Source organism: Xanthobacter cornucopiae (assembly GCF_043195065.2).
Taxonomy (GTDB): domain Bacteria; phylum Pseudomonadota; class Alphaproteobacteria; order Rhizobiales; family Xanthobacteraceae; genus Xanthobacter.
Genome location: NZ_CM195531.1, coordinates 2,602,734 through 2,626,913 on the forward strand (window position 1 = coordinate 2,602,734; position 24,180 = coordinate 2,626,913).

At 69.2% G+C, this 24,180-nt stretch carries 19 protein-coding genes, 1 tRNA gene and 1 pseudogene; 12 read left to right on the forward strand and 9 right to left on the reverse strand.

Going from position 1 to position 24,180, the window contains the following annotated elements; genetic code table 11:
* Positions 1–6: 6 nt before the first annotated feature.
* The 5 genes from V5F53_RS11415 (at position 7) to mmsB (ending at position 4,468) form a co-directional block, all read left to right on the forward strand.
* The gene (locus tag V5F53_RS11415; protein ID WP_393997671.1) at positions 7–1,503 is read left to right on the forward strand and encodes a CoA-acylating methylmalonate-semialdehyde dehydrogenase; all 1,497 of its coding nucleotides are present in this window, start codon (positions 7–9) and stop codon (positions 1,501–1,503) included.
* A gap of 81 nt (positions 1,504–1,584) precedes the next feature.
* Positions 1,585–1,812: a FitA-like ribbon-helix-helix domain-containing protein gene (locus tag V5F53_RS11420; protein WP_393997670.1), complete on the forward strand. Its 228-nt coding sequence runs from the start codon at positions 1,585–1,587 to the stop codon at positions 1,810–1,812.
* Positions 1,809–2,237, forward strand: a complete 429-nt coding sequence (locus tag V5F53_RS11425) for a type II toxin-antitoxin system VapC family toxin (RefSeq protein ID WP_393997669.1) — start codon at positions 1,809–1,811, stop codon at positions 2,235–2,237. The genes V5F53_RS11420 and V5F53_RS11425 overlap by 4 nt, the downstream gene beginning before the upstream one ends.
* Before the next feature lies 1 nt (position 2,238).
* Positions 2,239–3,381, forward strand: coding sequence for an isobutyryl-CoA dehydrogenase (locus tag V5F53_RS11430; protein ID WP_393997668.1), 1,143 nt, complete (start codon positions 2,239–2,241; stop codon positions 3,379–3,381).
* Between the two features lie 190 nt (positions 3,382–3,571).
* Positions 3,572–4,468 (forward strand): 3-hydroxyisobutyrate dehydrogenase, encoded by an 897-nt coding sequence (gene mmsB, locus V5F53_RS11435; RefSeq protein WP_393997667.1) that lies wholly within the window; start codon positions 3,572–3,574, stop codon positions 4,466–4,468.
* A gap of 71 nt (positions 4,469–4,539) precedes the next feature.
* Here the strand turns inward: mmsB and V5F53_RS11440 are convergent, their stop codons facing one another.
* From V5F53_RS11440 to V5F53_RS11470, 7 genes are all read right to left on the reverse strand, one after another.
* A complete protein-coding gene (locus V5F53_RS11440) occupies positions 4,540–4,752 on the reverse strand; it encodes a hypothetical protein (RefSeq protein WP_393997666.1) in 213 nt (70 codons plus the stop codon).
* Positions 4,753–5,175: 423 nt separating this feature from the next.
* Positions 5,176–5,619, reverse strand: a complete 444-nt coding sequence (locus V5F53_RS11445) for a DUF805 domain-containing protein (RefSeq protein ID WP_393997665.1) — start codon at positions 5,617–5,619, stop codon at positions 5,176–5,178.
* A 143-nt stretch (positions 5,620–5,762) separates the two neighbouring features.
* Entirely contained in the window at positions 5,763–6,368 is a 606-nt protein-coding gene (locus V5F53_RS11450; protein WP_393997664.1) for a hypothetical protein, read from the reverse strand.
* 235 nt (positions 6,369–6,603) lie between these two features.
* Positions 6,604–6,680, reverse strand: a tRNA-Met gene (locus V5F53_RS11455).
* A gap of 360 nt (positions 6,681–7,040) precedes the next feature.
* Positions 7,041–7,688, reverse strand: coding sequence for a class I SAM-dependent methyltransferase (locus V5F53_RS11460; protein ID WP_393997663.1), 648 nt, complete (start codon positions 7,686–7,688; stop codon positions 7,041–7,043).
* A 126-nt stretch (positions 7,689–7,814) separates the two neighbouring features.
* On the reverse strand, positions 7,815–8,987 hold the full coding sequence (gene mnmA, locus V5F53_RS11465; RefSeq protein WP_393997662.1) for a tRNA 2-thiouridine(34) synthase MnmA: 1,173 nt from the start codon (positions 8,985–8,987) through the stop codon (positions 7,815–7,817).
* A gap of 305 nt (positions 8,988–9,292) precedes the next feature.
* Positions 9,293–12,097 (reverse strand): [protein-PII] uridylyltransferase, encoded by a 2,805-nt coding sequence (locus V5F53_RS11470; protein ID WP_393997661.1) that lies wholly within the window; start codon positions 12,095–12,097, stop codon positions 9,293–9,295.
* 371 nt (positions 12,098–12,468) lie between these two features.
* Here V5F53_RS11470 and V5F53_RS11475 point away from each other — a divergent pair.
* The 4 genes and pseudogenes from V5F53_RS11475 to V5F53_RS11490 form a co-directional block, all read left to right on the forward strand.
* Positions 12,469–12,832 (forward strand): annotated as a pseudogene (locus V5F53_RS11475) (hypothetical protein); the annotation flags it as partial.
* Positions 12,833–13,045: 213 nt separating this feature from the next.
* Entirely contained in the window at positions 13,046–15,409 is a 2,364-nt protein-coding gene (locus V5F53_RS11480; protein ID WP_393997660.1) for a transglycosylase domain-containing protein, read from the forward strand.
* A 494-nt stretch (positions 15,410–15,903) separates the two neighbouring features.
* Positions 15,904–16,209 carry a 50S ribosomal protein L28 gene (gene rpmB, locus V5F53_RS11485; protein WP_393997659.1) on the forward strand — a complete coding sequence of 102 codons (306 nt, stop codon included), beginning with the start codon at positions 15,904–15,906 and terminating at the stop codon, positions 16,207–16,209.
* Positions 16,210–16,271: 62 nt separating this feature from the next.
* Positions 16,272–16,805: a queuosine precursor transporter gene (locus V5F53_RS11490; protein WP_393997658.1), complete on the forward strand. Its 534-nt coding sequence runs from the start codon at positions 16,272–16,274 to the stop codon at positions 16,803–16,805.
* Positions 16,806–16,845: 40 nt separating this feature from the next.
* Here V5F53_RS11490 and V5F53_RS11495 read toward each other — a convergent pair whose 3' ends face one another.
* On the reverse strand, positions 16,846–17,607 hold the full coding sequence (locus V5F53_RS11495) for an alpha/beta hydrolase (RefSeq protein WP_393997657.1): 762 nt from the start codon (positions 17,605–17,607) through the stop codon (positions 16,846–16,848).
* 20 nt (positions 17,608–17,627) lie between these two features.
* Positions 17,628–18,812 (reverse strand): succinyl-diaminopimelate desuccinylase, encoded by a 1,185-nt coding sequence (gene dapE / locus V5F53_RS11500; protein WP_393997656.1) that lies wholly within the window; start codon positions 18,810–18,812, stop codon positions 17,628–17,630.
* Positions 18,813–19,002: 190 nt separating this feature from the next.
* Here dapE and V5F53_RS11505 point away from each other — a divergent pair, with 190 nt between their 5' ends.
* The 3 genes from V5F53_RS11505 to V5F53_RS11515 all read left to right on the forward strand — a co-directional run bounded on the left by V5F53_RS11505 (position 19,003) and on the right by V5F53_RS11515 (position 24,090).
* Positions 19,003–21,585 carry a DUF3772 domain-containing protein gene (locus V5F53_RS11505; RefSeq protein WP_393997655.1) on the forward strand — a complete coding sequence of 861 codons (2,583 nt, stop codon included), beginning with the start codon at positions 19,003–19,005 and terminating at the stop codon, positions 21,583–21,585.
* Positions 21,586–21,779: 194 nt separating this feature from the next.
* Positions 21,780–22,346 carry a CAP domain-containing protein gene (locus V5F53_RS11510; protein ID WP_393997654.1) on the forward strand — a complete coding sequence of 189 codons (567 nt, stop codon included), beginning with the start codon at positions 21,780–21,782 and terminating at the stop codon, positions 22,344–22,346.
* Positions 22,347–22,491: 145 nt separating this feature from the next.
* On the forward strand, positions 22,492–24,090 hold the full coding sequence (locus V5F53_RS11515) for an AMP-binding protein (RefSeq protein WP_393997653.1): 1,599 nt from the start codon (positions 22,492–22,494) through the stop codon (positions 24,088–24,090).
* The last annotated feature ends 90 nt before the right edge of the window (positions 24,091–24,180 follow it).

The window sequence follows — 24,180 nt, forward strand, 5'->3', positions numbered from 1 at the left end:
ACGCTTATGCGCGACATCGGCCATTTCATCGGCGGCAAGCATGTGCCGGGCGCCTCCGGGCGCAAGGCGGACGTGTTCCAGCCCATGACCGGCGAGGTCATCGCCTCCGTCGCCCTGGCCACCAAGGGCGAGCTGCGCGCCGCCGTGGAGAATGCCAAGGCGGCCCAGCCGGCCTGGGCCGCCACCAATCCCCAGCGCCGCGCCCGCGTGCTGATGAAGTTCCTGGAACTGGTGCAGCGCGACTATGACGCCCTGGCCGAGCTGCTCGCCCGCGAGCACGGCAAGACCATCCCCGACGCCCGCGGCGACATCCAGCGCGGCCTGGAGGTGATCGAGTTCGCCTGCGGCATCCCGCACCTGTTGAAGGGCGAGTTCTCCGACGGCGCCGGCCCCGGCATCGACCTTTACTCCATGCGCCAGCCGCTGGGCGTGGTGGCGGGCATCACGCCCTTCAACTTCCCCGCCATGATTCCCATGTGGAAGTTCGGCCCCGCCATCGCCTGCGGCAACGCCTTCATCCTCAAGCCGTCGGAGCGTGATCCCGGGGTGCCCATGCACCTCGCCGAGCTGATGCTGGAAGCCGGCCTGCCGGCCGGCATCCTCAACGTGGTGAACGGCGACAAGGAGGTAGTGGACGCCATTCTGGACGACCCCGACATCCAGGCCATCGGCTTCGTGGGATCGTCCTCCATCGCCCAGTACATCTATGCGCGCGGCGCGGCGAACGGCAAGCGCGTGCAGGGCTTCGGCGGCGCCAAGAACCATATGATCATCATGCCCGACGCCGACCTCGACCAGGCGGCGGACGCGCTCATCGGCGCCGGCTACGGCTCGGCCGGCGAGCGCTGCATGGCCATCTCGGTGGCGGTGCCGGTGGGCGAGGCCACCGCCGACCGGCTCATCGAAAAGCTGGTGCCGCGGGTGGAAAGCCTCAAGATCGGCCCCTCCACCGACACCTCCGCCGACTTCGGCCCGCTCGTCACCCGCGAGGCGGTGGAACGGGTGAAGGGCTATGTGAACATCGGCGTCGAGGAAGGCGCCAAGCTTTTGGTAGACGGCCGCGACTTCAAGCTGCAGGGCTATGAGAACGGCTTCTACATGGGCGGCTGCCTGTTCGACCATGTGACCCCGGACATGCGCATCTACAAGGAGGAGATCTTCGGGCCGGTCCTCACCGTGGTGCGCGCCCCGGACTACAAGGAAGCCCTGCGCCTGCCCACCGAGCACGAATATGGCAACGGCGTCGCCATCTACACCCGCGACGGCGACGCGGCGCGCGACTTCGCCTCCAAGGTGAACGTGGGCATGGTGGGCATCAACGTGCCGATCCCGGTGCCGCTCGCCTACCACACCTTCGGCGGCTGGAAGCGCTCCGGCTTCGGCGACCTCAACCAGCACGGGCCGGACGGCGTGCGCTTCTACACCAAGACCAAGACCGTCACCGCCCGCTGGCCCTCCGGCATCAAGGACGGCGCCGACTTCGTCATCCCGACCATGGGCTGAGGCCGATTGCGGCTCTCCTTCTTGCACAACCCTGACCGTGCTATCATTTTTGATAGCACGGTCAGGGGCGAGGAGGAGAGCATGGCTCAGGTGCTGATCCGCAACGTTCCCGAGGAGACCCTCAACGTCTACCGGGAGCGGGCGAAGCGGAACGGGATCTCCCTGGAGCAGGAGATCCGGAACCTCTTGGAGAAGAACCGGCCTTTTACGCCAGAGGAACGGGTGGCGGTCTCACGTTACCTGCGGTCCAAGACCCTCAAGGTGTCCCCCCCTCTGACCCTCGACGAAATCCACGAAGGCCTTGAATGAGCGATGTGCTCATCGTCGATGCCAGCGTCGCGGTGAAATGGTGCGTCGAGGAAGAAGAGGCGGATATTGCAGAAATCGTCTTGCGGAGCGCAAAAGAAATAAGAGCGCCCCGTCTCCTTTTCGGGGAGGTGGCAAATGCCATTTGGAAGAAGGTGTGGCGGGGCGATCTCCTGCCAAGAACCGGAATGGAAGCTATTTCCCTGCTACCCGGCTGCATTCATACTGTTGTCGATAAGGATGAGCTTCTCTTCACGGCGCTTGAGATCGCAGTCACCTATAATCACCCGGTCTATGACTGCGTCTACATCGCCTGCGCGCGGGAGTTCGACCTCCCCCTGGTGACGGCCGATGCCCGGCTCCTCCGCAAGTTCCGCTCGTCGCCCTACGGCCCTTCCATCCTCCTCCTTTCCGACTGGCGTGCCTGACATGTTCACCCTTTCCGACGACCAGATCGCCATCCGCGACATGGCCCGCGACTTCGCCGCGACCGAAATCGCCCCCCATGCGGTGGCATGGGACGAGGCCAAGCATTTCCCCATCGAGACCCTGCGCGCGGCGGCGGCGCTCGGCATGGGCGGCATCTATGTGCGTGAAGACGTGGGCGGCTCCGGCCTCAGCCGGCTCGATGCGGCCCTCATTTTCGAGCAGCTCGCCACCGGCTGCCCCGGCACCTCGGCCTATCTGTCCATCCACAACATGGCGACCTGGATGATCGACCGCTTCGGCAGCGACGACCAGCGCCGGCAGTGGGTGCCGCAGCTCGCCTCCATGGCGCATTTCGCCTCCTACTGCCTCACCGAGCCGGGCGCCGGCTCCGACGCCGCGGCGCTGAAGACGCGCGCGGTGCGCGATGGCGACCATTATGTGGTGGACGGGCAGAAGCAGTTCATTTCCGGCGCCGGCGCCGCCGACATCTATGTGGTGATGGTGCGCACCGGCAGCGACGGACCGAAGGGCGTCTCCACCCTGGTCATCCCCGCCGACACGCCGGGCCTGTCCTTCGGCGCCAACGAGAAGAAGATGGGCTGGAACGTGCAGCCCACCCGCGCCGTCATCCTGGAAGGCGCCCGGGTGCCGGTGGCCAACCGGCTCGGCGCCGAGGGCGAGGGCTTCAAGATCGCCATGGCCGGGCTCGACGGCGGGCGGCTGAACATCGGGGCCTGCTCGCTCGGCGGCGCCCAGGCAGCGCTCGACAAGGCGCTGGCCTACATGCGCGAGCGCCGCGCCTTCGGCAAGCGGCTGGACGAGTTCCAGGCCCTGCAGTTCCGCCTTGCCGACATGGCCATCGAGCTGGAGGCGGCGCGCACCTTCCTGTGGCGCGCGGCAGCCGCGCTCGACGCCAAGACCGCCGACGCCACCAAGCTGTGCGCCATGGCCAAGCGCTTCGCCACCGATGCCGGCTTCGACGTCGCCAATGCGGCGCTTCAGCTCCACGGCGGCTATGGCTACCTTGCCGACTACGGCATCGAGAAGATCGTGCGCGACCTGCGGGTTCACCAGATCCTGGAAGGCACCAACGAGATCATGCGCCTCATCGTGTCGCGCGCGCTGATCGCCGAAGCGCAGTGAGGCGCGCCGCCCGCTGGCGGGGGTGGCGGCCCGAGGGGCCGGGCCTGCGCCGCGCGTGAACCGCCCGGCTTCGCCGAGCAGGCCGCCGACAGAACGACGCGCACCGCACCCGCGCCGGCCGGAACCGCCGGCAGCCAGGCAAACCGGCCCGCCCCGGCGGCCGAAAACAACCCAAAGGGGAGGACAAACCATGGCCACCATCGCATTCATCGGCCTCGGCAACATGGGGGGCCCCATGGCCGGCAACCTCGTGAAGGCGGGGCACACGGTCACCGGCTTCGACCTGGTGCCGGCCGCCATCGCTGCCGCGCAGGCGCGCGGCGTCGCCGTTGGGCCGAACGCCCAGGCCGCCGTGGCCAGCGCCGACGTGGTGGTGACCATGCTGCCCTCGGGCAAGCACGTGGTGGGCGCCACCACCGGCGCGGAGGGCCTGTTCGCGGCCGCGCGCCCCGGCACCCTGTTCATCGATTCGTCCACCATCGACGTGGAGTCCGCCCGCGCCTTCCACGCGGCGGCGCAGGCCGCCGGCCATACCAGCGTCGATGCCCCGGTGTCCGGTGGCGTGGGCGGGGCGGAAGCCGCCACCCTCACCTTCATGGTCGGCGGCACCGATGGCGCCTTCGCCGCAGCACGGGCCTACCTGGAGGCCATGGGCAAGAAGATCGTCCATTGCGGCGGCGCCGGCGCCGGGCAGGCGGCGAAGATCTGCAACAACATGATCCTCGGCATCTCCATGATCGCCGTGTCGGAAGCGTTCGTGCTGGGCGAGAAGCTCGGTCTCTCCCATCAAGCGCTGTATGAGGTGGCCTCCACTTCCTCAGGCCAGTGCTGGTCGCTCACCACCTATTGCCCGGTGCCCGGCCCGGTGCCCACCAGCCCCGCCAATCGCGGCTACCAGCCCGGCTTCGCCGCCGCGCTGATGCTGAAGGACCTGCGCCTGTCCCAGGAGGCCGCCGACAGCGCCGGCGCGGCCACCGCCCTCGGCGCCGCCGCCACCGCCCTCTACACCGCCTTCGCGGACGCCGGGAACGAGGGCAAGGACTTCTCCGGCATCGTGGAGTGGCTGCGCACCCGCGACGAGACCTGAGGGACCTGATCGAGACGGCTTGCAAACGCGAGCGAGGGGCGGATGATGGCGCATCATCCGCCCCTCGGCGTTCACGCCCCTGCGGGCAGCGGCGGGTCGGGCGCCGGGCTGTGGGCGTTGTCCCCCGGCCGGAAGGGCTGAACCCACCAGAACAGCAGCGTCAGGCCACCGCCCAGCAACACCAGAACCGCCGACAAGAACGCCATGAGCTGCATGGTGTCTGGAACAACAGGTCGCAGGGCGTCCAGCGCGGCCAGGACAAGCATCGGGGCGCTGGCAAGCATCCGCCATCAGCCGCTGCGGCCCACATCACGCACCCGCCGCACGGCTGCGGCCGGAGCCGGCAGAAGCAACGAGGTCAATGAGACAGGTGGCCCGTGTCGTACTTATACCACAAAATCTGGACCCTCCGGTTGAGCTGACTGGAGTTCAACCCCCTGGTCCTGATCGCCTGCTCCCCGGTCAAGATCAGTAAGGTGATCCAGAACGCCCATACAAATAGAGAAACCCCCCAGAACTCGTGGCGCGTGGCGCGACCTCGGAAGGCTGACTATTTCACCAGGCTGGCCTTGTCGCCGTTTGAAACCCATCCCTCCGGCCGCGATATTACGACCGGAGGCTGATGAAACGATTTTCTGGCATGCATCGACAGACTTCTTCGCTGGCGACATCGAGCCGCATCCGCTGGATGACGGAGGTCCCACGCCTCAGGCGGCGGGCAGCAGGGGATAGGGCGCCGGCCCATAGGCATTGTCGCGCGGCTCGGAGGGCTGCACCCACCAGAACAGCAGCAGCAGGAACCCGATCGCCGGCAGCATCATGATCAGCACCCACCAGCCGCTGCGGCCGACATCATGCAGCCGCCGCACGGTCACCGCGAGCGCGGGCAGGAACAGCAGCAGGTTGACGAGGTGGGGCAGGATGCCCGGGCCGCCGGAGGCCCACATCATGCCCCAGCCGTGGCCCATCGGCCCATCCATGGTCACACGCTCGCTCACCACCGGCCCCATGAGCAGCACCACGGCAAGCGGCACCGTCAGCGCCACCAGCACCAGGAACAGTTCAAACCACCAGAACTCGCTGCGCGTGGCACGACCCTGGAATACCGCGTATTTCGCAAAGCAGGTCTTGATTGCGGTGATGAAGTCCATTGGCCGGTCTCCCATTCCCACGGCAACCTGAAGCGTGCCGAGGCCCCGCACATAGATCGATTCGCCATCACCGCGGAAACACACATGCGAATTGCGCCGGCAACCGGCCCGTGGGCGGATAAAAGCGTGCCGTGGGAATCGGCTCAGTTGCCAGAATCGCTCGCTGCGCCACCCGATTTATAGTCGATATTTGAGAAGTATTTTTGACTATAAAAAATGCGACACCCTGGAATAGCATCACACATTGGCGTTACAAGCATAAACGTCCCAATTCCGTGCAGAACTGAAACGGATATTATCAAAAAAGTTGCACACCTGGACACAAACACGGACCTATTGCAGGCGTCACGCCTCAATAAGACAGTCGCCTCCAAACCCACATCAACTCTTGATTTTGCAAAATATAATTCTGACACTTTTAATATCATATACGACGAAATGAGATACATTATAAATATAATATCCAACAACATATGCATTATGTTGAATGGTATATACTCAAGCCATATACCAATCACGGCAAGCATGATTCCATTAAATGTAAGAACAACGCCCGCCTTGCCGTCTATTATATCAAGATATGAATAATATTTATCTATTTCCCCATCGATGTTTGGAAGGAGAGATTTACTTTCAACGGCTTTTTTCCGGAAGCCTGCCGTCTTCCGTCGATACGGGATGCCGAGGGAGATGGAGGAGAGGGACGCATGCCGCCTCGATCCTCGGCCCCGTCCCGCCAGCCTTGCCATGTCTGCGGCCTCATCTGCGGCCTCCGCCAGCCCTCAAGCATCCATGGATTGCTCTGCCAATCAAGTGAAACTTAATCGAGCAAACCGGACAGGCTGATGTCAAAGCCAAGCGGCGCGCCGCCGCTCCCCCGCCCGTTCCGACGCGATCCCCAGACAGCGAAGCCCACGCTGGGCGCAGGTGCACCGCCAGCGTCAATTTTTAACCACGGAAAAGAGACGAGGCGCATCACGCTTTTGGTAGCAGCGGGCGGACTTGAACCGCCGACCTCCGGGTTATGAATCCGGCGCTCTCACCAACTGAGCTACGCTGCCACACCGCGCCGACGCAGCGCATCGGCTAGAGGCCGGCTTATAGGGGGGCCGGCGCCCTGCTGTCAAGAAAACGGCGCCAAATCCAGAGCGTCATCCCAAGGAAGCCGGTGGACGGTGATCCGCCGCCCCCCCCCCCCGGCCAAGCGGATATACGCCCCGGCACAGAAGACCCTGCCACCGGCCGCCCGCAAAAGCCGCGCCCCCAGGCACCTTGGACGAGGCGCCCGGCTCCAGGGAGCAGACGTCAAGAGGCTCGCGTCATGCGCACCTTGCCAAGACCGCCCGCCCGCGGCGCCGCTGCCGGTGGCTGCCCGGACTCAAGGGGGCAGGCTGCGCACGACGCGACAGCCGGTCGGAGGCTCAGGCGTGCGGACGCTTGCGGATGCGCACCAGCTTGAAGAAGCCCACCGGAAACACCGGCGAAATCTCCACCACGTCCATGTCGGGATAGCGGGCCGCCCAGTTCTTGAGGCGGCTGGCCTTGAAGGCGATGCTCCAGCCCACTTTCTTCACCAGCGGAGCGAGCGCCTGCTCGATATGCATCACCGGCCCCTCGTCGGCGCCGAGCTTGGAGGCCACCACGATCTCGCCACCGGGCTTCAGCACCCGGTACATCTCGTCCAACGCCCCTTCCGGGTCCGGCACCAGGGTGATGACGAACGGTACCGTGACCGCGTCGAAGGTCTCGTCAGCAAAACCGAGGTTGCAGGCATCCATGGCGGCGAGCAGGCCCACCTGCTTCAACCCGCGCCCCACCTTCTTTTCCACCGCCTTGCCCAGCATGTCGAACGACAGGTCGATGCCGGTCACCTGGACCGACCGGGGGTAGTAGGGAAGCACCAGCCCGGTGCCCACGCCCACCTCCAGGATGCGCGGCCCGCAGGCGGCGGCGGTGGTGGCCGCCTTGCGCTGCGCATCCGCCAGCAGCTTCACATAGACCTTGTCATAGATGGGTGCCCATTTGGCATAGGCGCGCTTCTGACCCTCGAGATCGTATTGAACCGCCATCCTCGCCGTCTCCCAGCCTCGTCCCTTCCGTGACACCGAACCGCTCGCCCGGGCCGCCCCATCCCCTTGGCCACGCCGTCGCGATGCGCGGGCGGCCCCTTCATTGTCCGGCCGGGCCGGAACGCGTCAGGCCACCGCGGCCATCCGCCCCGCCGCGCGCTCGGCCTTGACGATGGTGCCACCGCCCAGCAGGCGCGCGCCGACGCCGGCGCTATCGTAGAGCACGCAAGCCTGCCCGGGTGCAACGCCTTCCTCGCCGAGAACGAGATGCACCACGGGCGCGTCGTCCCCGTCCCGGCCCAGATAGCCCGGCGCCGGCGCGCGCGTGGAGCGGACCTTCACCTGAACCTCGTCGCCCCGCGCGCAGGCCTCCTCGAAGCTGCCGTCGCCCAGCCAGTTCACATCGGCCATGACGATGGCGCGCACCTGCAAGGCCTCGCGCGGCCCCACCTTCACCTCGCCGCGCGCGGCGTCGATTCCCACCACGTAGAGCGGCTCGGCGCTGGCGATGCCGAGGCCCTTGCGCTGGCCGATGGTGTAATGCATCACCCCCCGGTGCCGGCCCAGAACGCGGCCGTCGAGATGGACGATGTCGCCCGGCTCCGCGGCTTCCGGCCGCAGCCGCGCCACCACCTCCGCATAATTGCCGCCGGGGACGAAGCAGATGTCCTGGCTGTCGGGCTTGTCGGCCACCGGCAGGCCGAACGTCGCGGCCAGCGCCCGCACGTCGCCCTTGCGCATGTCGCCCAGCGGGAAACGCAGGCGCGACAGCTGGGCGGCGGTGGTGGCGTAAAGAAAATAGCTCTGGTCGCGCGCCTCTTCCGCCGCGCGGTAGAGGGCACGGCGCCCGTCGGGGAGGCCCCGGCTCGAAACATAATGGCCGGTGGCCAGCACCTGCGCGCCCAGTTCCTCGGCGGTGGCGAGCAGGTCCCGGAACTTGACGGTGCGGTTGCAGTCCACGCACGGAATGGGAGTGACGCCGGAGGCATAGCTTGCCGCGAACCGGTCGATCACCTCTTCCTGGAAGCGGCTTTCATAATCGAGCACGTAATGGGGAATGCCCAGGGTGCGCGCCACCTCGCTGGCGTCGTAGATGTCCTGCCCGGCGCAGCAGGCGCCGCGGCGGTGGGCCGCCTCGCCATGATCGTAGAGCTGCAGGGTGACACCCACCACGTCATATCCGGCGCGTGCCAGCAGCGCCGCCACCACCGACGAATCGACCCCCCCCGACATGGCCACCACCACGCGGATGGAGGCGGGGTCACCGGGGATATCGAGCAGCGAGGCGTCAGGGCTCATGGTCGGTCTTGGGTCGCGCAGGATGGCGAGGATCGGGGCGCGAGGGACCGCGGGAGACGGACTCCGGCGCACGGCCTCGGGCAAAGCTGCAACTTGCTCGCACCTTTCAGGCCATCGGAGCAAGACGAAAAATGGGCCGGCGCGCGCCACGGCAGCCCGCAGGCGGCTGCCGTGCCCCTGCCCGCGCCCAAAAAACGCTCTGTCATCAAGGCCCTAAAGGCTACCGCCAGGGATCCCGGGCGGCCGGAAATCGTGATCGCATGCCGCACGCCGTCACGCTTCGTGATCGCCGCCGGCGGCCCGCATCAGGCCCGCGCCACCCGGCGCGGGGCCTCCTCGTCGTCGACGCTGCCTTCGAATACCGCCATCAGGGCCCGGCGAATGGCGGACTGGCGGGCCGCGCCGGTGATCTTCGCCCCCATCAGGTCGGTCACATAGAACACGTCCACCGCCCGCTCGCCGAACGTCGCCACGTGCGCCGAGGCGATGTTGAGGTTGAGCCGCGACAGGGTGTTGGTGAGGGCGAACAGCAGGCCGGGCCGATCGAGCCCGGAGACCTCGACCACCGTATGGCGATTCGACCACGCATTGTTCACCGTCACCTCCGGCTCCACCGAGAAGGTGCGGCGGCCCTTCGGCAGCTTGCGGGCCATCACCTCGGGCAGGCGCACCTCGCCGGTCAGCGCCTGCTCCACCTGCTCGCGGATGCGGGTGGCCCGGCGTTCCTCGTCGTCGTCGCGCTCGAACGCGCGGCGGATGGCGATGGTGTCGAGCGCCAGCCCGTCGGTGGTGGTGGAGATGTGGGCGTCCATGATGTTGGCGCCTGCCGCCGCGCAGGCGCCGGCGATGATGGAAAGGAGTTTGGGATGGTCCGGGGCCAGCACCGTCAGCGTGGTCACCCCCCGGCCCGGCTCCATGGTGATCTGGGTGGCGATGCTCTGCCCCGCCGCCTCGGTGGCGTCGATGAAACGGGCGTGGCGCAGCTTGGCGTCGAGGTCCATGCGCAGCCAATAGGAGGGATAATGGCGGGCGAGATAGGCCTCGACCTTCTCCTGCGGCCAGTCGGCGAGGGCATGGCGCAGCTGGCTCTGGGCGGCGATGACGCGCTTGCCGCGATCCACTTCCGAGAAGCCGCCGGTGAGCACCGGCTCGGTTTCATAATAGAGCGTGCGCAGCAATTGCGCCTTCCAGCCGTTCCAGGTGCCCGGCCCCACCGCACGGATGTCGGCGGTGGTGATGATGGTGAGCAGCTTCATCCGCTCCAGGCTCTGCACCACGGCGGCGAAGTTCTCGATGGTCTTGCGATCGGAGAGGTCGCGCGACTGGGCGACCGTGGACATGACCAGGTGCTGCTCCACCAGCCAGGCGACGGTCTCGGTCTCCACCGGCGTCATGCCCAGGCGCGGGCACAGGCGCCGGGCGATACGGGCGCCGGCGGTGGAATGATCCTCCGGCCGGCCCTTGGCGATGTCGTGCAGCAGCATCGCCACATAGAGCAGGGTGCGGTTCTTCACCGTGGCCATCAGCTCGTTGGCGAGGCCGTTCTCGGGATTGGTCCTGTGCTCGATCTCGGAAAGGATGCCGATGCAGCGCAGGAGATGCTCGTCCACCGTGTAGTGGTGGTACATATTGAACTGCATCATGGCCACGACCTTCCCGAATTCGGGAAGGAAGCGGCCGAGGACGCCGGCTTCGTTCATGCGCCGCAGCACGGTTTCCGGCGCGTTCCGGGAGGCCAGCACCTCAAGGAACAGGCGGTTGGCCTCCGGATTGTCCCGCAGCTTGGCGTCGATCAGCGCCAGCGAGCGCGCCGCCAGCCGCATGGCGTCGGGGTGCAATGCCAGGTTGCGCTTGTCGGCCACGTGGAAGATGCGGATGAGGTTGACCGGGTCGCGCTTGAAGGCGTCGGGGTCGGCCACGTTCAGCCGGTCATGGTCCAGGATGAAGTCGGGGGTTTCCTTCAGCGTCACCCGGCGCGAGCCGGCGCGGAAGCGCTCCACCATGCCGCGCAGGCCCGGCACCGGCTTGGCCTCGCGCTCCTCCAGGGCGGCGGAAAGGATGGCGGTCAGGTCGCCCACGTCCTTCGCCACCAGGAAATAGTGCTTCATGAAGCGTTCCACGTCGCGCTGGCCGGGGTGCTCGGTGTAGCCCAGGCGCTGCGCCATCTCGCGCTGCACATCGAACGACAGGCGGTCCTCGGCCCGACCGGTGAGGAAGTGCAGGTGGCAGCGCACCGACCACAGGAAGTCCTCGCAGCGGGTGAACAGGCGCGCTTCCTCGCGGGTGAACACCTCCTTGGCCACCAGCTGGCTGGTGGTCTGCACCCGGTAGACGTACTTGGCGATCCAGAACAGGGTGTGCAGGTCCCTGAGGCCGCCCTTGCTGTCCTTGACGTTGGGCTCCACCAGATAGCGCGACTGGCCGGCGCGGCGCAGGCGCTCCTCGCGCTCGGCCATCTTGGCGGCCACGAACTCGGCGGCGGTGCCCTCCACCACCTCCTTGTCGAAGCGCTCCTCCAGGTCGTGGAACAGGGCCGCGTCGCCGGCCAGGTACCGCGCCTCCAGAATGGAGGTGCGGATGGTGAAATCCGCGCGCGCCTGGCGCAGGCACTCGTCCACCGAGCGGGTGGCGTGGCCCACCTTCAGCCCGAGATCCCACAGGATATAGAGAATGGCCTCGGCCACGCTCTCGCCCCAGGCGGTCTGCTTGTAGGGCAGCACGAACAGGATGTCCGTGTCGGAGCCCGGCGCCAGCATGCCACGCCCGTAGCCGCCCACCGCGGCAATGGCCATGCGCTCGGAGCGGGAGGGGTTGTCAGCCGGGTAGAGGACGGTGGTGGCGACCTCGTAGGCGCTGGCGATCATGGCATCCTGGAACGCCGACAGGCGCATGGCGCAGCAGCGCCCGCAGCCGTCCTCGATGAGCAGGCGCTCGGCCTCGTCCCGCGCCTCCTGCATGGCCTTCTTCAGGTAGGCGACAACGGCGTTGCGCAACTCCAGACTCTTGCCCTGATGCGCCTTGGCGATCTCTCGAACCTCGGCCTTGAGCTTCTGCCCCTCGAACGGTTCGCCGATGACGCGATGGGCTTTCGGAGTGCGGATGACGGGCATGTAGTCGATCTGAATCTGGCGTGCGGGATCGCAGTTTTCATGAATAGCGCAATCGGCGCCCGCGAGCGAGGGGGCGACATGACGACACATGCGATTCCCGCGCGCCGAGCCTGCGCCGCCTGTCCGCCCGCGCCGCCCCGGGATTCACCAAGCGGCAAGGCAATGGGGTGCACAACGCTTGTCCTCGAACCGGCCCCGTTCACCTGACGGCAAGGAACCATCGTGAGATTCTTCATCAAGACCAAGGCGCTGGGCCTGCTGGCGGCGTTCGTGATCGGCCTTGCGGCGCCGGTGGCGATGCCCGACCCGGCGGCCGCGCAGCGCCCCCCCCAGGGGCAGGGCAGCGGCCGCCCGCCCGCCGCGCACCGGCCACCGTCCGCGCACCGCCCCCCGCCCCCGTCCGCGCATCGGCCTCCGGCGCATCGCCCGCCGAGCCACCGTCCGCCGGCGCATCGCCCGCCGAGCCACCGTCCGCCGGCGCATCGCCCGCCCCCGCACCGGCCGCCGCCGGTCCATCGTCCGCCGGGCTGGCGGCCGCCGCCGCCGCATGTGGTGGTGATCCAGCCGCGCCGCACCTGGACGCCGGGCAGCGCCATCGCCGCCGGCGCCGCCATCGGCTTCATCGCCGGCGCGGCCGCGGTCAGCCTGGCCGGCACGCCGCCCCAGCCGGGCATGTGCTGGTTCTACACCTCGCCGGCGCGCACCTCCGGCTTCTGGGACATCTGCCCGTTCTGAGTCGCCGCGCGGCCGGCGTCGGGCCACCTGCGCCCCGGGCCGGCCGCGCCCGCCCTTAACCCGCCCTTCACGGCCGACCCGCCAGGATCGGCCGGACCGCGGGACGGAAAGACGGGGGAGAGCCTCCGTCGCCGCCGTTTTCGCCCCAATTGAGTGGTGGAAGGGACAGCGAAGCGCACGAAAGTGCTCAGCGGCGGAGCGACAGGACAGCCGATGGCGACGCGAGGTTACGGTGAGGAAACGCGACGCGATCCGTCCATGGAGCGCCCGGACACCGGGCTCGACATCCGTCTCTCCCCCGAAGACCGGTCCGTCGGCGCGCCCACCGCGCGCGGCAAGCCCCGCCCCGTCCGCAAGGAGCCGGTAGGCGACCGCTTCGACCGCATCCCCCCGCTGAACCGGCCGCGCCCCGGCCACGACGCCGATTCGCCGGCGCCGGCCCGGGGCCGCGCGCCTGAAATCCTGGCGCCCGAGCTTTCGGCGCGGGACGGCAGAGGAGAGCCGGAGCTGGCCACGCGCGACCACAGCCGCGGCGCACCGAAGCCGCGCAAGCCGGCCCCCGAGGGCGGGCGGCCCGGCCGCCGGCGCCGCTCGCTGGTCTGGATGCTCTTCAAGTGGAGCCTGATCCTCGCCGTCTGGGGCGTGATCGCGATCATCGGCGTCATCGCCTACGAGGCGTCCAAGCTGCCGCCCATGCAGACGCTGATGATTCCCAAGCGTCCGCCCACCGTCACCATCCAGGGGGCCGACGGCAAGACGCTGGCGGTACGCGGCGACATGGGCGGGGTGGCGGTGCCCATCCGCGAGCTGCCGCCCTACCTGCCCAAGGCGTTCGTGGCCATCGAGGACCAGCGCTTCTTCAGCCATTTCGGCCTGGACCCGGAGGGTCTTGCCCGCGCGCTCGTCACCAATCTCACCTCGCGCCGGCTGCGCCAGGGCGGCTCCACCCTCACCCAGCAGCTGGCCAAGAACCTGTTCCTCACCCAGGAGCGCACCGCCTCCCGCAAGGTCCAGGAACTGGTGCTGGCGCTGTGGCTGGAGACCAAGTTCAGCAAGGACGAGATCCTCGACCTCTATCTCAACCGGGTCTATTTCGGCGCCGGCGCCTATGGCGTGGAAGCCGCCGCCCAGCGCTATTTCGGCAAGTCGGCCCGCCAGGTGACGCTGGCCGAGGCCGCCATGCTGGCCGGCCTCGTGAACTCGCCCTCGCGCCTTGCGCCCACCCGCAACCTGAAGGGCGCCCAGGCGCGCGCCGCCCTGGTGCTGGCCGCCATGCGCCAGCAAGGCATGATCACCCCGGAGATGGCCCAGGCGGCATTGGCCAAGCCGGCCCAGCTCGCCCGCGCCAAGACCCCCGATTCCATGGGCTACGTGGCCGACTGGGTGATGGAGCAGCTCGATTCCTATGTCGGCCCGCTCTCCGGCGACGTGAACGTGCGCACCACCATCGTGCCGGACCTGCAGCAGGCCGCCGAAAAGGCGCTGGAAGAGACCCTGGCCAAGTCGGGCGGCAAGTTCGGCGTGAGCCAGGGGGCGGTGGTGTCGCTGGACACCGATGGCGCGGTGAAGGCCCTGGTGGGCGGACGCTCCTATCAGGAAAGCCAGTACAATCGCGCGGTCACCGCCCGCCGCCAGCCGGGCTCGGCCTTCAAGCCCTTCATCTATCTCACCGCGCTGGAAGCCGGCCTGACCCCCGACACCATCCGCGAGGACGGGCCGATCCAGCTGAAGGGCTGGAAACCGGAGAATTCCACCCACGACTATCGCGGCCCGGTGACGCTCACCACCGCGCTGGCGCTGTCGCTCAACACCGTGTCGGTGCGGCTCGCCCTGGAGGTGGGGCCGAAGGCGGTGGTGGCCACCGCCCGCCGGCTGGGCATCGCCTCGCCGCTCGACCCCAACCCCTCCATCGCGCTCGGCACATCGGAGGTGTCGGTGCTGGAACTGGCCGGCGCCTACGTGCCCTTCGCCAGCGGCGGCATCGGTGTCATCCCCTATGTCATCGACACGGTGAAGGAAGCCGACGGCCGGGTGCTCTACCAGCGCTCCGGCTCCGGTCCCGGGCGCGTCATGGACCCCGCCTATGCGGCCATGATGAACCACATGCTCACCGAGACCCTCATCACCGGAACCGCCCGCCGGGCCGACCTGCCGGGCTGGGAGGCCGCCGGCAAGACCGGCACCTCGCAGGATTATCGCGACGCCTGGTTCGTGGGCTACACCGCCCGCTTCGTCACCGCGGTGTGGCTCGGCAACGACGATTCCTCGCCGACCAAGAGAGCGTCCGGCGCCAACCTGCCGGTGGAAATCTGGAGCCGCTACATGAAGGTGGCGCACCAGGGCGTGCCCATGGCGGAGCTGCCCGGCGGGCCGCGCACCGCCGGCTTCGGCGGCTTCGGCTATGGCGCCCCCGGTGGCACCCTGGCGCCGCCGGAGACGGTGCCCGACGACCGGCCGCCGCCGGTGGTGGGGCAAGCCGGCCTGCCCCCCGCCAACGTGGGCGAGGCCCCGGCGGAGCCGCCCATGACCCTCGAGCGCTGGTTCGCCGAAACCTTCCTGGGCCAGGGCCGCCGCTGAACGGCCATCCCGGCCGCCCCCGGGTGCAGGAAACCCGTAGGGCGCCACGCCCGCCCGGCCGCCGCCGATCCCCGAACCCGGCCGCGCGCCTGTTCCGCCCGTGCGGACCGGCGATCGCCGGGCGTGCGCGCCGCCCCGGCACGGGCCCGCCACGGAGCGGATTCACCGGCGGAGGCCGACCATGCGCGGTGACGCGCGCGGCTGGCCTTTCGCGCCCACCCTCGGCGCGATTCCCTGATCCCGACGCGGCGTGTCCGGCGATTCCCCCGTCTCCCCCTCGAAACACCGGCGCGGATCTCGGACCCCGGAAAGCCCGGAAAAGCGGCGTCCCGACACCGTTTCCGGGCCCTGACCTTGACGGCGGGGCGGCTCCCCCTTATAGGAGCCGCTTCCCGATCCGGCGGGTAAGTGCCATCGGGGCGCGACTCCAGACAGGAGGCCTGCTGCCCACATGGCGTTGCCTGCGCCAAGAACGACGAAGAAGGACTTCTGCCATGTCCCGGCGGTGTGATCTGACCGGTAAGGCGGTGCTGACCGGCCACCTCGTGAGCCACTCGAACCGCAAGACCAAGCGCCGGTTCCTGCCGAACCTGTGCAACGTGACGCTTCAGAGCGAGAGCCTCAACCGCTCGATCCGCCTGCGCATCTCGGCCAACGCCCTCAAGAGCGTGGACCATCGCGGCGGCCTCGACGCCTTCCTGAAGAAGGCCCGCGACGAGGAGCTGTCGCCCCGCGCGCTGGAGCTCAAGCGCCTCATCGCCAAGGCGCAGGTCAGCGCGGAAGCGGCCCCCGCCGCCTGATGTCCCCGACCACGCGTCTGGTGGGTTCTGAACCGCGGGCGTTCGCGCTCGCGGTTTTTGCCATGTGCGCGGCCGTTCTGGCCGCCAACATCCTGGTGCAGATTCCGTTCGCCCCGTTCGGCCTTCAGGACTATCTCACCTACGGCGCCTTCACCTATCCCTTCACCTTCCTGGTGAACGACCTCACCAACCGCCGCCTCGGGCTGGTGCGCACCCGGCAGGTGATCTACGCCGGCTTCGCCCTGGCGCTGGCCCTTTCGGCGCTGCTGGCCACCCCGCGCATCGCGCTCGCCTCCGGCACCGCCTTCATCGTCGCCCAGCTGCTGGATGCGACCGTGTTCAACACCCTGCGCCAGCGCGCGTGGTGGCTGCCGCCGGCGGTTTCGGGCGGCCTGTCCTCGGCCATCGACACCGTCGTGTTCTTCAGCCTGGCGTTCTCGGGCACGGACCTGCCCTGGACCAATTGGGCGGTGGCGGACTATGCCGTGAAGCTCGCCATGGTCGCGGTGTTCCTGGCCCCCTATCGCTACCTCATCGCCCGCATGCCGGCGTGGTCGGCGGAACCGGCCGAGGCAGCGACGCCGGCTGAAGCCTGAGCAAACCGGCCAGCGCCCAACCCGGGCGCCGGCCGCGCCCTCACAGGAACTCGCACACCACCTGCGCCAGCCGCTCCAGATCCTCGGGCCGGGACAGGCGATGGTCGCCGTCCTTGACCAGGGAAAACACCACGTCGTCCTCGGAAAGGCAGGTCACCAGCCGCATGGCGTGCTCCCACGGCACCTCCTCATCCTGCGCCCCCTGCAGGATGCGCACCGGGCATCCCACCGCGAACGGCGCGCCCAGGATCTGGTGGCGCCGCCCGTCCTCGATCAGGCCGCGGGTGATGACATAGGGCTCCCCACCATATGGCGTGGGCTTCAGGAAACGGCCGGTGACGGTGATCTCGCTCTGCACCTCGGCGGGAAAGCGCGCCCACATGAGGGTCTCGGTGAAGTCCGCCGCCGGCGCCACCAGCACCAGCGCCTTGAGGCGCGTCTCGCCTTTCGCCGCCAGCGCCCGCGCCAGCAGCAGCGCCAGCCAGCCGCCCATGGACGAGCCCACCACCACCTGGTCGCCCTGGGTGCAGCGCTCGAACACCGCCACCGCCTCCTCCAGCCATTGGGAGATGGTGCCGTCCTCGAAGGCGCCTGCGGAGGCGCCGTGGCCGGAATAATCGAAGCGCACATAAGCCTGACCACGGGCGGCGGCGAGCTGGGCCAGACGCTCCGCCTTGGTGCCGGTCATGTCGGACTTGAAGCCGCCGAGCCACAGCACCCCCGGCGCGGAACCGGCCAGCGCGCGCACCGCGATGTCGCGGCCGTTCACATCAAGACGAAAGGCGGTTTCGGCAACACTCATTCTGGGTTTCTCCGGCGGGGTCAGGCGAACTGCGCGAAATAGCGCGTGATGATCTGGCTATAGATGGCGCGCAGGTCCTCGATGTCCTGCACCGGCGTGGCCTCGTCCACCTTGTGCATGGTCCGGCCCACCAGGCCGAATTCCACCACCGGGCACAGGTCCTTGATGAAGCGCGCATCCGATGTGCCGCCGGAGGTGGAGGGCTCCGGCCGCCGCCCGGTCACCGCCTCCACCGCGTCGGCGACGATGTCCACGAACGGACCCGGCGCGGTGATGAAGCTCTCGCTCGCGCCCGGCGGGAAGGTGATCCCATAGGGCTCTCCCGCGCCATCGAGCCGGCGCGCGATCTCCGCCTTGAGGCTGGCCAGGGAAAAATAGTCGTTGAAGCGCACATTGAAGCGCGCGGTGGCCTCGGCCGGAATCACATTGAAGGCGCCGGTGCCCGCCTCCAGCGCCACCACCTCCAGATTGGACGGCGGGAAGAAATCCGAGCCGGCGTCGAGCGGCGCCCCGGTCAGGGCCGCCACCAGACGCACCAGGCGTGGCACCGGATTGTCGGCGAGGTGGGGATAGGCCACATGCCCCTGGACGCCCGTCACGGTCACGATGCCGGACAGGCTGCCCCGGCGGCCGATCTTGAAGGCATCGCCGAGCGCCGCCGGATTGGTGGGCTCCCCGAGCACGCAATGGTCGATTTTCTCGCCCCGCGCCGCCAGCCACTCCACCACCTTCACCGTGCCGTCGAGGGCCGGCCCCTCCTCGTCGCCGGTGATGAGGAAGGAGAGCGAGCCATTCGCCGGCCGCCCGTGGCGCAAAGCGGCGGCGAGGAAGGCGGCCACCGCGCCCTTCATGTCCACCGCCCCCCGGCCGTACAGGTAGCCGTCCACGATCTCGCCGGAGAACGGGCCATGGGTCCAGCCCGCCGCGTCGCCCACCGGCACCACGTCCACATGGCCGGCGAAGCACAGGTTCGGCCCCTCGGTGCCGATGCGGGCATAGAGATTGACCACCGGCACCCCGTCGGAGGCGAAGTCGAGCCGCTCCACCCGATAGCCCGCCGCCTCCAGGTGCCGCGCCACGATCTCCAGGGCCGCCCGCGCGTCGGGCGTCACGGAGGGCGCGCGCACGAGCGCGGCGGCAAGTCCCACCGGGTCAGGCCCGGCGGGATCGGTCGGAGCGGGCTTGACGGGAACGGCCTGGGTCATCAAGGAGAACCTCACTGCACGCCGGGCATGGGGGCGGGTCCGGCACCTCCCGACTTAGCGGCAACCGCCGCGCCGACGCCAGAAATTTTGTCGCGCCGCCGATCCTCGCCGCATACGCGGCGTCAGGACGGTTTGCCGCCTTGAGTCTGCCGCGTTCCCGCGACAGGAACGCCGGCTCGGAGGTGAGGGAATGCGTTTGCCGAACTCGAAGGTGCTGATCGCCGCGCTGGTGCTGTGGGCCGCCGCGCTCGCGGCGGGCCCGCTCGCCGTCGCCCAACAGGCGCCCGCCGCCGACGCGCCCCATGCTGGCGCCGCCAAGGCCGGCGAGGCCAAGGGCATCGGCGAGGCCAAAGGAGCCGACGCGCCTCCGGCCACGCCCGGCGTGGAACCGCCGGCGCCGAAGCCGGCGGCCCTGCCGCCGGACCCGGTGGTGCTGGCCGCCCGCGACAAGATCGAGAGCCATCGCGCCGCCCTCGACGCCCTGGAAGCGGCGCTGTCGGTGGACGGGCTGCGCTCCGGCGATCTCGACGACCTGCGGGGCCGCCTCGACCCGGTCCGCCGCGACCTGCAGCAGCTCGCCGAGGAGATCGGCCCACGCCTCGCCGACGCGCGGGCGCGCCTGAAGTCCATTCCCGCCAAGCCCGGCGACGGCGCCCCGCCCGAGGACCCGGCGGTCACCGCCGACCGCGAGCGCCTGCAAAAGGTGGTCGCCGAGCTGGATGCGGTGCTGGTGCCGGTGCGGACCCTGGCGGATCGTGGCACCCAGGCCACCGACCGCATCAGCGCCCGGCGCCGGGCCATGTTCACCAGCCAGCTGTTCGAGCGTTCCGATTCCATCCTCGACCCCAGCCTGTGGACGGCGGCGGTCGCCGCCATTGGCGCCGAGGCCCACTCCACCCAGCTGCTGGTGAGCGACTGGAGCAGCTATGCCGCCCGGCAGCAGCAGCCGCTGGCGCTCACCGGCATCCTCGCCGGAACGTTCCTGGTGGTGACTCTGGTGGTGATCGGCGGCCGCTGGGTGCGGGCCCGCCTGCGCACCCCGCCGCCGCCGGACGGGACAACCTTCGGCCGCCTGCGCTCGGCGCGCGAGGCGCTGAAGGTGCTGCTGCTGGAGGCCACCGTCGCCCCGCTCGCCACCATTCTCGGCGTGGCGCTGATCGACACCTTCTCCCTGGTGCCGCCACGGGCGGAAGACCTGGTGCACGGCATCGCCCTCGCCGTCATCATCAAGGCCATCGGCACCGGCGCGGCGCGGGCCATGCTGGCGCCCGGAGAGCCCTGGCGGCGCATGCCGCCCATCTCCGACCGCGCCGCCATGATCACCTTCCGCTATTTCTCGTGGGCGGTGTGGACGCTGGCGATCGCCTCGGTGCTCAATGCCCTGCACCGGGTGCTGTTCGTGCCGCTGGGACTGACCGTGGTCACCAGCGCCGTCATGGCGCTGCTCATCGCCGTGTTCATCGCCCGCTTCCTGCTGCACCTCGCCAGCTCCGAGGAAGAGGACGAGAATGCGCCGCCGACGGAGGCCAAGGCCGGCCAGCCCCATCCCATCGAGGGGCGGCACTGGGTGCGGTTCCTGGTCTGGCTGGTGGTGGCGCTGCTGATCGGCGCCCTGGTGACCGGCTATGTGGGCTTCGCCGCCTTCGTCGCCGCCCGCGTGGTGGTGGCCAGCGCCATCCTCGGCATCCTCTATGTGCTCTACGGCCTCATCGACGCCTTCTTCGGCATTGGCCTGGCCGCCGACACGCCGCGCGCCCGGCACCTGTCCAAGACCCTGGGCCTCAAGCCCACCAACCTGGAGCTGATCGGCGTCATCATCGCCGCCCTGCTCAAGGTGCTGCTGTTCGTGGTGGCGGCCTTCCTCATCGTCGGCAGCTGGGGCGCCTCCTCCGCCGACGTGATGGACACGGTCGAGCGCGTCACCTTCGGGGTGCGCATCGGCTCCATCACCATCACCTTGTCGAGCGTGCTCTATGCGGTGATCTTCCTGCTGGTGGGCGTGGCCATCGCGCGCGGGCTGCAGCGCTGGATCGCCACCGCCCTGCTGCCGCGCACCGGGCTTGAGCCGTCGCTGCAATCCTCCATCTCCACCATCGTCGGCTATGTGGGCGTCATCATCGCCGTCGTGGCCTCGATGAGCGAGCTGGGGCTCAACCTGGAGAACCTGGCCCTGGTGGCCGGCGCCCTCTCGGTGGGTATCGGCTTCGGCCTCCAGGCGATCGTGTCCAACTTCGTCTCGGGCCTGATCCTGCTGGCGGAACGGCCGATCCGGGTGGGCGACACCATCAATGTGAAGGGCGAGGAAGGCTATGTGCGGCGGATCTCGGTGCGCTCCACCGAGATCGAGACCTTCGACCGCGCCTCGGTGATCGTGCCCAACACCGACCTCATCACCGGCATGGTGAAGAACTGGACCCACGCCAACACCACCGGCCGCGTCATCGTCTCCGTCAATGTCGCCTACGATGCCGATCCCGAGAAGGTGCGCGACATCCTGGTGGGCTGCGCCTGCATTCACCCGCAGGTGCTGCAATCGCCGCCGCCGCGGGTGTTCCTCACCAAGTTCGTCGAAGGCGGCATGGTGTTCGAGCTGCGCTGCGTGGTGGCGAACGTGGACTATTCGCTGACGGTGAAAAGCGACCTGCACTTCCAGTTGCTGGCGCGCTTCCGCGAGGCCGGCATCGGCATGGCGGTCCAGCCCTGGGCCGCCCTGACCCGCGCCCCCGCCGACCTGGTGCCGCCGCGCGCCGGGCCCCTGCCCGACGGCGCCTGACCCCGGCGGCGCGGCCGCTCTCCCAGGGGGATTAACGCCTCCTACACCGGGCCGGGCGCACAAGGAGACCAGCCGGCCTCAGCGCCCGCCCGGCGGGGCGCCGAGGCCGGCGCGTCCGTCCGCCGAACTCGGCCGTCGCGTTCGTCCGGGATGCTCCGCCGCCCGTTCGGCCGCCATTGTCAGCAGGAGCCGCCATGCGCGCCCCTTTCAGCGCTCTCCCGGGCGCCGTCTTTCCCCCCCGTTGGAGCTACCGCCGCGTGGGGTGCGGCCTCGCCCTGGCCCTGATGCTGGCGGGCTGTGGCACCACCGACACCAACCTGAACGATCAGCCCGCCTTCTACACCAACCTCGCCAAGACCGGGAAACCGGTGGACGCGGAGGCCGCCGCCTCCATGATCTCCGACTATCGCACCGCGCGCGGCCTCACTCCGGTGACCCTCGACCCGGTCCTGAGCCAGGTGGCGCAGGAGCAGGCCAACGCCATGGCGCGGGCCGACAACCTCTCCCACGAGGTGGGCGGGCGCACCTTCATCCAGCGCATGAAGGCGTCGGGCTATTCCGCCAAGCTGGCGGTCGAGAATGTGGGCGCCGGCTATCACACGCTCGCCGAGGCGTTTTCCGGCTGGCGCGATTCGCCCTCGCACAACAAGAACATGCTGGCCCCGGGCATGACCCGCATGGGGATCGCCAGCGCCAACGCGCCCAATTCCAAATACAAGGTCTACTGGGCCCTGGTGCTGGCCCAGCCCGACGAGCGCTGAGCCGGCACGACCGGGCCGGCGCCCCGGGGTGACGCGTGCGCCGCAACGGAACCCTTTGCGGCACCGCAAACCAATCATGGACCCGGGCCCGCCGACCCGCTAGCGTGCCCGCCCGTTTCGATGGGCGAGGCATGGACTGCGACGGATGCTGCCGGATATTCACGATTACGACGGGTTGAGCCGCGCCTTCCGCTGGGACCTGCCCGAAACCTACAACATGGCGGCCCACGCCTGTGACCACTGGGCCGCCGCCGAACCGCAGCGCCCCGCCCTCTACCTGCCCGCCGACGGCGGCTTCGCCCCCTTCTCCTATGGGGCGCTCGCCAGCCTCTCCAACCGCCTCGCCCATGGGCTGGCGGCGCAGGGTATCGGCGCCGGCGACCGGGTGGGCATCCTGCTGCCGCAGTCGGTGGAGGTGCTCGCCACCCATTTTGCAGTCTACAAGCTGGGTGCGGTGGCGGTGCCGCTGGCGGGCGCGTTCGGGGTGGAGGCCCTCGCCTACCGGCTGGAGGATTCCGGCGCGCGGGCGCTCGTCACCGACGATGCCGGCCTCGCCAAGGTCGCGGCCCGCTCTCCCTCGCTCACGCTCCTCGTCAATGTGGACGGCGCCCGCGACGACGCACTCGCCTTCGCCGACCTGGTGGCCAAGGGGGCCGACCGGCCGACCGGCGTCGTCACCGGCCCCGACACGCCGGCGCTGATGATCTATACCTCCGGCACCACCGGCCAGCCCAAGGGCGCCCTGCATGGCCATCGGGTGCTGCTGCCGCATGTGAGCGGGGTGCGCTTCACCCATGATTTCCTGCCCCATGCCGGCGACCGCATGTGGACCCCCTCCGACTGGGCGTGGGCCGGAGGCCTGCTGAACACGGTGCTCCCCGCCCTCGCCCTGGGGGTGCCGGTGGTGGTGCAGCCGCGCGGCAAGTTCGATCCGGAGGCGGCGTTCGCGCTGATGGCCGCGGCCGGCGTGCGCAACGCCTTCATTCCTCCCACCGCGCTCAAGATGATGCGCGCCGTGCCCACGCCCAAGGCCCGCTTCGGCTTCGATTTGCGCACGGTGGGCTCGGCGGGGGAGGCGCTCGGCGCCGAGACCTTCGACTGGAGCCGCGCCGCGCTCGGCCTCCAGGTGAACGAGTTCTACGGCCAGACCGAGTGCAACTACGTCATCGGCTCCAACGCGGCGCTGGGTGTCTCCCGCGCCGGCGCCACCGGCAAGGCGGTGCCGGGCCACGACGTGACAGTGCTGAACGCGGCGGGCGCGCCCGCCGCCATCGGCGAGATGGGACAGATCGCCGTGCGCGCCGGCGACCCGGTGATGTTCCTTTCCTATTGGAACCGGCCAGAGGCGACGGCGGAGAAGTTCAAGGCCGGATGGTTCCTCACCGGCGACCTGGCGCGGCGGGACGCGGACGGCTACTTCCACTTCCTCGGCCGTGACGACGACATCATCACCTCCGCCGGCTACCGCATCGGCCCGGCCGAGATCGAGGACGTGCTGTTGCGCCATCCGGCGGTGGCGCTGGCGGCGGCGGTGGGCAAGCCCGACCCGCTGCGCACCGAGATCGTCAAGGCGGTGCTGGTCCTGGCGCCGGGCTATGCGCCGTCGGAGGCGCTGGTGGCGGACATCCAGGCGTTCGTGCGCACCCGCCTCGCCGCCTATGAATATCCGCGCGAGATCAGCTTCGTGAGCGAGCTGCCGCTCACCACCACCGGCAAGGTGATCCGCCGCGCGCTGAAGGGCTGAGAGCAAAGGCCCGTGGGCGTGCCGTGGGCGTGCCTCATGGGCCTTTGGCCAAGCGCGCGCGGCGGTTGAGCGGACCCGCTTGGCACCGGT

What these genes read in the sequence shown, in the direction of transcription:
- V5F53_RS11510 (WP_393997654.1), top strand. Translation starts at nt 21,780, where the DNA reads ATGCGCGCCCCTTTCAGCGCTCTCCCGGGCGCCGTCTTTCCCCCCCGT.
- dapE (WP_393997656.1), bottom strand. Translation starts at nt 18,812, where the DNA reads ATGACCCAGGCCGTTCCCGTCAAGCCCGCTCCGACCGATCCCGCCGGG.
- rpmB (WP_393997659.1), top strand. Translation starts at nt 15,904, where the DNA reads ATGTCCCGGCGGTGTGATCTGACCGGTAAGGCGGTGCTGACCGGCCAC.
- V5F53_RS11440 (WP_393997666.1), bottom strand. Translation starts at nt 4,752, where the DNA reads ATGCTTGCCAGCGCCCCGATGCTTGTCCTGGCCGCGCTGGACGCCCTG.
- V5F53_RS11430 (WP_393997668.1), top strand. Translation starts at nt 2,239, where the DNA reads ATGTTCACCCTTTCCGACGACCAGATCGCCATCCGCGACATGGCCCGC.
- V5F53_RS11460 (WP_393997663.1), bottom strand. Translation starts at nt 7,688, where the DNA reads ATGGCGGTTCAATACGATCTCGAGGGTCAGAAGCGCGCCTATGCCAAA.
- V5F53_RS11420 (WP_393997670.1), top strand. Translation starts at nt 1,585, where the DNA reads ATGGCTCAGGTGCTGATCCGCAACGTTCCCGAGGAGACCCTCAACGTC.
- V5F53_RS11490 (WP_393997658.1), top strand. Translation starts at nt 16,272, where the DNA reads ATGTGCGCGGCCGTTCTGGCCGCCAACATCCTGGTGCAGATTCCGTTC.
- V5F53_RS11415 (WP_393997671.1), top strand. Translation starts at nt 7, where the DNA reads ATGCGCGACATCGGCCATTTCATCGGCGGCAAGCATGTGCCGGGCGCC.
- V5F53_RS11495 (WP_393997657.1), bottom strand. Translation starts at nt 17,607, where the DNA reads ATGAGTGTTGCCGAAACCGCCTTTCGTCTTGATGTGAACGGCCGCGAC.
- V5F53_RS11450 (WP_393997664.1), bottom strand. Translation starts at nt 6,368, where the DNA reads ATGGCAAGGCTGGCGGGACGGGGCCGAGGATCGAGGCGGCATGCGTCC.
- V5F53_RS11515 (WP_393997653.1), top strand. Translation starts at nt 22,492, where the DNA reads ATGCTGCCGGATATTCACGATTACGACGGGTTGAGCCGCGCCTTCCGC.
- mnmA (WP_393997662.1), bottom strand. Translation starts at nt 8,987, where the DNA reads ATGAGCCCTGACGCCTCGCTGCTCGATATCCCCGGTGACCCCGCCTCC.
- mmsB (WP_393997667.1), top strand. Translation starts at nt 3,572, where the DNA reads ATGGCCACCATCGCATTCATCGGCCTCGGCAACATGGGGGGCCCCATG.
- V5F53_RS11480 (WP_393997660.1), top strand. Translation starts at nt 13,046, where the DNA reads ATGGCGACGCGAGGTTACGGTGAGGAAACGCGACGCGATCCGTCCATG.
- V5F53_RS11505 (WP_393997655.1), top strand. Translation starts at nt 19,003, where the DNA reads ATGCGTTTGCCGAACTCGAAGGTGCTGATCGCCGCGCTGGTGCTGTGG.
- V5F53_RS11445 (WP_393997665.1), bottom strand. Translation starts at nt 5,619, where the DNA reads ATGGACTTCATCACCGCAATCAAGACCTGCTTTGCGAAATACGCGGTA.
- V5F53_RS11425 (WP_393997669.1), top strand. Translation starts at nt 1,809, where the DNA reads ATGAGCGATGTGCTCATCGTCGATGCCAGCGTCGCGGTGAAATGGTGC.
- V5F53_RS11470 (WP_393997661.1), bottom strand. Translation starts at nt 12,097, where the DNA reads ATGCCCGTCATCCGCACTCCGAAAGCCCATCGCGTCATCGGCGAACCG.